General features: G+C 76.1%; 7 protein-coding genes. 4 read left to right on the top strand and 3 right to left on the bottom strand.

The features are described 5' to 3' along the window. Positions 1 to 65 precede the first annotated feature (65 nt). Positions 66 to 2288, bottom strand: a complete 2223-nt coding sequence (locus tag IE106_RS27015; protein ID WP_189537859.1) for a serine/threonine-protein kinase — start codon at positions 2286 to 2288, stop codon at positions 66 to 68. Positions 2289 to 2448: 160 nt separating this feature from the next. On the opposite strand from IE106_RS27015, the gene IE106_RS27020 reads away from it, so the two are divergent. The 3 genes from IE106_RS27020 to proC all read left to right on the top strand — a co-directional run bounded on the left by IE106_RS27020 (position 2449) and on the right by proC (position 4318). After that, a complete protein-coding gene (locus IE106_RS27020) occupies positions 2449 to 2712 on the top strand; it encodes a peptidase (protein WP_189537840.1) in 264 nt (87 codons plus the stop codon). Positions 2713 to 2754: 42 nt separating this feature from the next. Then, positions 2755 to 3303 carry a hypothetical protein gene (locus IE106_RS27025; RefSeq protein WP_189537841.1) on the top strand — a complete coding sequence of 183 codons (549 nt, stop codon included), beginning with the start codon at positions 2755 to 2757 and terminating at the stop codon, positions 3301 to 3303. A gap of 205 nt (positions 3304 to 3508) precedes the next feature. Beyond that, positions 3509 to 4318, top strand: coding sequence for a pyrroline-5-carboxylate reductase (gene proC, locus IE106_RS27030; protein WP_189537842.1), 810 nt, complete (start codon positions 3509 to 3511; stop codon positions 4316 to 4318). A 22-nt stretch (positions 4319 to 4340) separates the two neighbouring features. On the opposite strand, the gene IE106_RS27035 is transcribed toward proC, so the two are convergent. Continuing rightward, the gene (locus IE106_RS27035) at positions 4341 to 5000 is read right to left on the bottom strand and encodes a cysteine hydrolase family protein (RefSeq protein ID WP_189537843.1); all 660 of its coding nucleotides are present in this window, start codon (positions 4998 to 5000) and stop codon (positions 4341 to 4343) included. A 58-nt stretch (positions 5001 to 5058) separates the two neighbouring features. Between IE106_RS27035 and IE106_RS27040 the strand changes: the two genes are divergently transcribed. Next, positions 5059 to 6081 (top strand): GlxA family transcriptional regulator, encoded by a 1023-nt coding sequence (locus IE106_RS27040; protein WP_189537844.1) that lies wholly within the window; start codon positions 5059 to 5061, stop codon positions 6079 to 6081. Here the strand turns inward: IE106_RS27040 and trpS are convergent. After that, a complete protein-coding gene (trpS, locus tag IE106_RS27045) occupies positions 6048 to 7049 on the bottom strand; it encodes a tryptophan--tRNA ligase (RefSeq protein ID WP_189537845.1) in 1002 nt (333 codons plus the stop codon). The two genes, IE106_RS27040 and trpS, sit on opposite strands and share 34 nt — an antisense overlap. Positions 7050 to 7517 lie beyond the last annotated feature (468 nt).

Genomic DNA, 7517 nt, shown 5'->3' on the forward strand with positions numbered 1-7517 from the left:
AGCGGCCCGGCGCCCCGTCCGGTACGGGGCGCCGGCACGGCGGACGCGCCCGCCCGCCGGGCGCGTCACCACCCGGCGGGGTCCACGCCGAACACCACTCCGTCCGGCGCCCCGCCGTACACCTTGCCCCCGGCCGTCACCGGCGCGGCCAGTAACGGCACGATCCCGGCCGCCATCCGCGGCCCGCTCTGCCCGACCAGCGTCCCGCGGGCGGCGTCGGCACCCAGCAGCCGCCCGTCACCGGCCATCAGGAAGACCCGGCCGTCCGCGGCCACCGGCCGCGACACCCGTGCCGCCCCGGTCTCCAGCCGCCACAGCTCCCGCCCCCGCCCGGCCCCGGCACCCAGGTCGACCGCGGCCAGCGACCCGCCCGACCCCACGACGTACGCGGTCTCCCCGTCCACCACGGCCTGCGCCTGGTCGGCCGCCCCCGTCAGCGCGACCCGCCGCACCCCCCGGTCCCGCAGGTCCAGCCGCACCACGGCGTCGGTGTACAGGTCCCGGTCGGCGGAGAGCAGCACCAGCGCCCCCTCCGTCGCCTGAACGGGCGTCAGCGAACCGGGCACCCGCTTGCGCCACAGCACCCCGCCGTCCGCCGGGTCCACGGCGCTGACCAGCGTCGACACCCCGTCCCCCGCGACCGCCGCGGCGAAGACGGGCCCGCCCGCCGCCCCGGCCACCCACTGCGCGCCGCGCGCCGCGGGCCGCCCCGTCCACCGCTCGGCGCCCGTCGCGCCGTCGAGCGCCCGCACCCGCCCGTCCCCGTCGACCACGAACACCGCGTCGGCACCGTGCACGACCTGGGCGTACGCGCCGAGGCCGGCGCCCCAGCGGACCGCGCCCGTCGCGGGGTCGAGCGCCTCCAGCCGGGCGCCCCCGCCGGCCGTCGTACGGGGGCTCACCACACGTACCAGCCCCCCGGCCGCCACCACGGCGGCGCCCTCCTCCGGCGCGGCCGGCCCTCCGGCCGGCACCGACCAGGCCACCGTCCCGTCCGCCGGGTCCAGCCGCGCGGCCTTCACGCCGGGCGCGGCGCAGTACAGCGCGCCGTCCGCCGCGGCGCACACCGGCGGCCGCGCCGTCCCGGCGCCCGCGCCCAGCGGCACCGCCCACGCCCGGAAGCTCCGCGCCGCGGCGGCGGGCCCGGCGTCCCGCGCACCGCCTCGGCCGTCCCCGGCCCGTACGGCGACCAGCCCCCCGACGAGGGCCCCGGCCAGCGCGACCGCCGCGGCGACCCACACCAGCCGCCGCCGCGCCCCGGCCCGCCCGCCGGCGGGCGGGCGCGCCCCGGACCCCGGCCGCCCGGCGGTCCCCGCGCCCACCTTCCCGGGCCGGCGCCGGCGCTGCTCGGGCACCCGCGCCCCCGGAGGGTCCCCGCCCGGCGAGCCGTCCCCCGGCGTGTCCCCGGCCCCGCGCCGCGCGGACGGCCGGACGGCCCCGGCCGCGCCGCCCCCGGCACCCCCGTCCGGCACCCGCAGGGCGACCATCACCTGCTCCGGCGTGGGCCGCTGCGCCGGGTCCTTCGCGAGGCACCGCCGCAGCAGCGGCGCGAGCTCCTCCGGCACGCCCGCCAGGTCCGGCTCGTTGTGCACCACCTGGTACGCGACCAGGTACGGGCTGTTGGAGTCGAACGGCCCCCGCCCCGTCGCCGCGTGCGCCAGCACCGCGCCCATCGCGAACACGTCCGCCGCCGGCCCCACGTCCCGGGGCCGCTGGAACTGCTCGGGCGCCATGAACGGCGGTGTGCCGATCAGCTTCCCGGTCTCGGTGCGCACGTCGCTGTCGGCGGGCCGGGAGATGCCGAAGTCGATGACCTTCGGCCCGTCCGCCGCGAGCAGGACGTTGCTGGGCTTCAGGTCCCGGTGGACGACCCCCGCCCGGTGGATGTCGCGCAGCGCCTCCGCGAGCCCGGCCCCGAGTCGGCGCAGCTCCGCCACGTCCAGCGGCCCGTTCCGCTTGACCCGCTCCGACAGCGTCGGCCCGTCGATGAACAGGGTCGCCATCCAGGGCCGCGCGGCCTTCGGGTCGGCGTCGACGACCGGTGCGGTGAACGCCCCGCTGACCCGCCGGGCGGCCTCGACCTCCTGCCGGAAACGCGCCCTGAACTCGGGGTCCGCCGCGTGTTCGAGGTGGATCACCTTCACGGCCAGGCGCAGGCCCGAGTCGGACGTGGCCAGCCGGACGACCCCCATGCCGCCCGAACCCAGCCAGTCCTCCAGCCGGTACCTCCCGGCGTACTCCGGATGCTCCGCTTCCGGTACGGTCCCGGGGCTGCGCAGCGGCGGCATCATCCACCCCCGTGTGTGCTCGCTCGGACGCGCGGCGCACGACCGGCGCACGCGCGACGCACGGAGCCTAGTCGATGATGCGTGCGATGTCGGTGTGGCTTGTTAGCCTCCCCTCCACAGACGCGCCCGCATCCGGCGGGAGCCTCGGGGGGAGGCACACATGGAGACGTACTCGGTCAAGCGCTACCCGGTCGCGCCGGGGGTCCGGCTCAACGTCCGCAGCGGCCCGGGCACGCACTACGGCATCGTGAAGGTCCTGCCGGAAGGCGTGAACGTGCCGATCAACTGCCAGACGCCCGGCACGTGGGTCTCGGGCCCGTACGGCACGTCGAACCTCTGGGACAACATCGCCAACGGCCAGTACGTGGCGGACGCGTACGTCCGGACCGGGGCCGACGGGTACGTGACGGTGCGCTGCGCCTGACGCCCACCGCGGCGGCGCCGGCTGGCGGGGGATAATCGACCCGTGAGCGACCCCACGGACCCGACCGGCCCCACGGACCCGACCGGCCCCGCCGACACCACCGGCCCCGCCGGCGCGCCCGGCGGCCCCCGGCCCGAGCCCCTCCGCTTCTTCGGCACGACCTGGGTCGACCACGACGGCGGGTACGGGCTGCGGCGCGCCGGTGTCGCCGCCGGCTCCCTGGCCGCGGCCGCCGCGGGCGCGTTCGTCCTGCGCTTCGCGTACGAGGGCCTGGCCATCGCCCGGGTCGGCGGCTTCGTCAACGGCCTGATGATCGTGATGTTCGCGGTGTGCACGGCCCTCGCGTTCCAGCGGACCTGGGAGGGCTTCGGCCGCCGCCCCGCCGACCCGGCCCGCGAGGACGCCCTGCGCAGCCTGAAGGCGATCGGCTTCGTCGGCTCGCTCCTCGCCTACTTCGTCCGCTCCCTCTTCGAGGCGCCCGGCGAGAAGCTCGTCCGCGCCGAGTACGAGACCGCCCGCGCCCGGTACGAGAAGCGCCGCACCACCCGCGCCGGCAACCCGGCGGCCCGCAGGAAGCGCCCCCGCCGCTAGGTCGTGTCTTCGAAGTGGCGACGTTCGCCCCGTCGGCGGCCGGCGGGTGGGCGAATTCGACGCGCCCCATCCGTACGCCTCCGATCCGTACGCCGCGGCCGCGCCCCCCGCTCCCGTACCGCCCCTCGGACAACCGCGCCACCACCCGCCGCCCCGGTGGAAGGATGGCCCCAGGCACGTACCCCACGGCGAGGTGAGCAGAGCAATGACCCAGACAGTCGCGGTCCTCGGCACCGGAAAGATCGGCGAGGCCCTCCTCAGCGGCATGATCCGGGCCGGCTGGCCCACCGCCCACCTCCTCGTCACCGCCCGCCGTCCCGAGCGCGCCGAGGAGCTCCGCGGCCGCTACGGCGTCGAGGCCGTCTGCAACGCCGACGCCGCCAAGCGCGCCGACACCCTCATCCTCGCCGTGAAGCCCCAGGACATGGGCCGGCTCCTCGACGAGCTCGCCCACCACGTCACCCGCGACCACCTGGTCATCAGCGCCGCCGCCGGCATCACCACCGCGTTCATCGAGGAGCGCCTCGCCCCCGACACGCCGGTCGTCCGCGTCATGCCGAACACCCCCGTCCTCGTCGACGAGGGCATGTCCGTCATCTCCGCCGGCACCCACGCCACCGGCGCGCACCTCGCGCACACCGAGGAGATCTTCGGCGGCGTCGGCAAGACCCTCCGCGTCCCCGAGTCCCAGCAGGACGCCGCGACGGCCCTGTCCGGCTCCGGACCGGCGTACTTCTACTTCCTCGTCGAGGCCATGACCGACGCGGGCATCCTCCTGGGCCTGCCCCGCGCCCAGGCCCACGACCTCATCGTCCAGGCCGCCATCGGCGCCGCCGTGATGCTCCGTGACAGCGGCGAACACCCGGTCAAGCTCCGCGAGGCCGTCACGTCCCCCGCCGGCACGACCATCAGCGCCATCCGCGAGCTGGAGAACCACGGCGTACGGGCCGCCCTCATCGCCGCCCTGGAGGCCGCCCGCGACCGCAGCCGCGAACTGGCCTCCGGCAACGGCTGACCCCGGCGCCCCGCGGCCGGGGTCACCCCACCCCGGCCGCCCCCGCCGCGACCCCCCGCAGCACGTCCGCCGTCGACACGACCGTCGCGAACCCGCCGTCGTGCAGCGACACCGCCGTCGCCCGCGCCAGCTCGTCCGCCGTGAGCGTCCACCCGAACGGCCCGGTCGCGTCGAACGTGTGCGTGGCGTCCAGCGGGAACAGCACGTCGTACCCGAGGTTCCCGCCCATCCGCGCCGTCGTCTCGGCGCACATGTTCGTCTGGACGCCGACCACCACGATCTGCCGCACCCCGGCACCCCGCAGCCACGCGTCCAGGTCCGGCTCGCCGTAGAACGCCGAGTTCACCGACTTCACCACCAGCAGCTCCGGCCCGGCGCCCTTCCCCCGCCGCTCCTCCACCGCGTCCTGGAGGCCGTTGCCCGGCTGCCCCGGCCGCAGCGGTGACCGCGGCGACACCGAGTGGTGCCGTACGAACACCACCGGCCGACCCGACCCCTGCCACGCGTCGATCAACGCGACGATGTTCCCCTCGGCCCCCGGATTGTTCCGCCGCCCCCAGTACGGCTCCGCGAACCCCTTCTGCACGTCCACCACGACCAGCGCGGCATCAACCGCCACCTCGACGCCGGCCCCGTACCCGTCCTCGACCGCACCGGCCACGACACTCTCGTTCCGTTCCATGCCGGAAATCCTCCGGCCGCCACCCCGCCCCCACCAGTGGCGGCAATGCCACCCATCGATGACATACGGCCACCGTCCCTGGCATCCTCGCCCCGTGACCCCCTACCGCGTGGCGATGCTCGCCTTCCCCGGCATCCGTGCCTTCGACGTCTCCGTCATCACCGAGGTCTGGGGCGTCGACCGCGCCGACCGCGGCGTCCCCCCGTTCGAGCTGCGCCGCGCCGCCGCCGACCCCACCGCGCCCGTCCCCATCCCCGGCGGCCTCTCCCTCACCCCCGACCGCCCCCTCTCCTGGCTCGACGAGGCCGACCTCGTCGTCGTCCCCGGCCTCACCGACCCCGACGTCGACATCGCCACCCCCGTCCTGGACGCCCTCCGCCGCGCCCACCGGGCGGGCACCCCCGTCGCGGCCCTGTGCGCCGGTGCCTTCGCCCTCGCCCGCGCCGGACTCCTCGACGGCCGCCGCGCCGTCACCCACTGGTACGTCGCCGACCGCCTCCGCGAACGCCACCCCGCCGTCACGGTCGAACCGAACGCCCTGTTCATCGAGGACGGCGGCCTGTGGACCTCGGCCGGCACCGCCGCCGGCGTCGACCTGTGCCTCCACCTCGTCCGCACCGCTCAGGGTGCCGAGACCGCCGCGACCATCGCCCGCGCCATGGTCACCGCCCCGTTCCGCACCGGCACGCAGGCCCAGTTCATCGAGCACCCCACCCCGCGCGCCGACCGCGACGCCGACGCCCTCGCCGCCGTACGGGCCCACGCCCTGGCCCACCTCGACGCACCGCACACCGTCGCCTCCCTCGCGGCCCGCGCCGGCATGTCCCCGCGCACGTTCGCCCGCCACTTCCGGGCGACGACCGGCACCACCCCCCTCCGGTGGCTCACCGCCCAGCGCGTCGCCGCCGCCCAGAAGCTCCTCGAACGCACCGACCACCCCCTGCCCGAGGTGGCCCGCCGCGCGGGCTTCGGCAGCGAGGTCACCATGCGCCAGCACTTCGCGGCGCACCTCGCCACCAGCCCGCGCGACTACCGGGCCGCGTTCCGTCAGACGGCCGGCAGCAGCCCCACCGCCCGGTAGGCCCGGTCCACCACCGGCCGCGCCAGGGCCCGCGCCCGGCCCGCCCCCTCCCGCAGCACCCCGTCCACGTACGCCGGGTCGGCGACCAGCTCCGCGTGCCGCTCCCGCAACGGCCGCAGCAGCTCCACCACGGCGTCGGCGACGTCCCGCTTCAACGCCCCGTACGAGGTGTAGCCCTCCGCCAGCTCCGCCGGATCACCCGCGCCGGTACAGGCGGCGAGCACCTCCAGCAGGTTCGCCGAGCCGGGCCGCCCCTCCCGGTCGTACACGACGTCCCGCCCGCTGTCGGTGACGGCCCGCATCACCTTCCGCCGCACCGCGTCCGGCTCGTCGAGCAGGTGGACGACGCCCGGCCCGGCGTCGTCCGACTTCCCCATCTTGACCGTGGGGTCCTGGAGGTTCATGACCCGCGCCCCGACCGCCGGGTGCGTGGCCTTCGGCACGGTGAACGTGTGCCCGTACCGCTGGTTGAACCGCACCGCCAGGTCCCGCGTCAGCTCCACGTGCTGCGCCTGGTCGTCGCCCACGGGCACCTCGTCCGCCTGGTACGCGAGGATGTCCGCCGCCATCAGCACCGGGTACGTCAGCAGCGACAGCCGCACGCTCCCGCCCCGCTCCCGCTCCCGCGCCGCCTTCTCCTTGTACTGGATCATGCGCCGCATCTCCCCGTCGGTCGCCGTGCACTCCAGCAGGTACGACAGCCGCGCGTGCTCGTCGACGTGGCTCTGCACGAAGAGGACGCACCGCTCGGGGTCGAGCCCCGCCGCGAGGAGCAGCGTCGCCGCCTGCCGGCTGAGCCGCCGCACCCGCGCCGGGTCGTGCTCCACGGTCAGGGCGTGCAGGTCGACGACGGAGAAGAGGGCGTCCGCCCGGTGCTGGTCCTCCTCGACCCACTTCCGGACGGCCCCGATGTAGTTGCCCAGCGTCAGGTGCCCGGTCGGCTTGATCCCGCTGAAGATCCGCGTCATGTTCCCGTCCCTCTCACTCCTGGTGGGACCGCCGCTCCCCGCGGCCGTCCCCCGGAGGGGGAAACGCGAACGGCCGCCGAGGCGGCGGCCGTGGTCTGCATGCGTCAGTGCCGGCCGCCGTCAGGCGGCCCACCACCGAAGGGTGTGCGCATGCGCTGTCATGGCGTCAGCGTACCGGGGGTGGGGCTGGGGTTGACAGTGGTTTGCCTGGTACGTAATGTTCTCCGAGTTGTCCGACGTGAGCGCCGACTCCGGTCGGTCCCCGGACAGCCATTCCGCAAGAACCACTTTCAGCGAGCGACACTCCGTCGCGTCGCTTTACGTGCGCTTTTGCGAAATGAAGAATCCCCGTTCGAGAGAGCGGGAGCCCGATTAGCGTCGGGCCCACGGATTCGCTAAGGTTCACGACGTCGGAACGGCCGAGAGGCCGCGAGGACAACCCCCTCCGACGGGGAATCGGGCCCGAAA

Source organism: Streptomyces roseolilacinus (assembly GCF_014649335.1).
Lineage (GTDB): Bacteria > Actinomycetota > Actinomycetes > Streptomycetales > Streptomycetaceae > Streptomyces > Streptomyces roseolilacinus.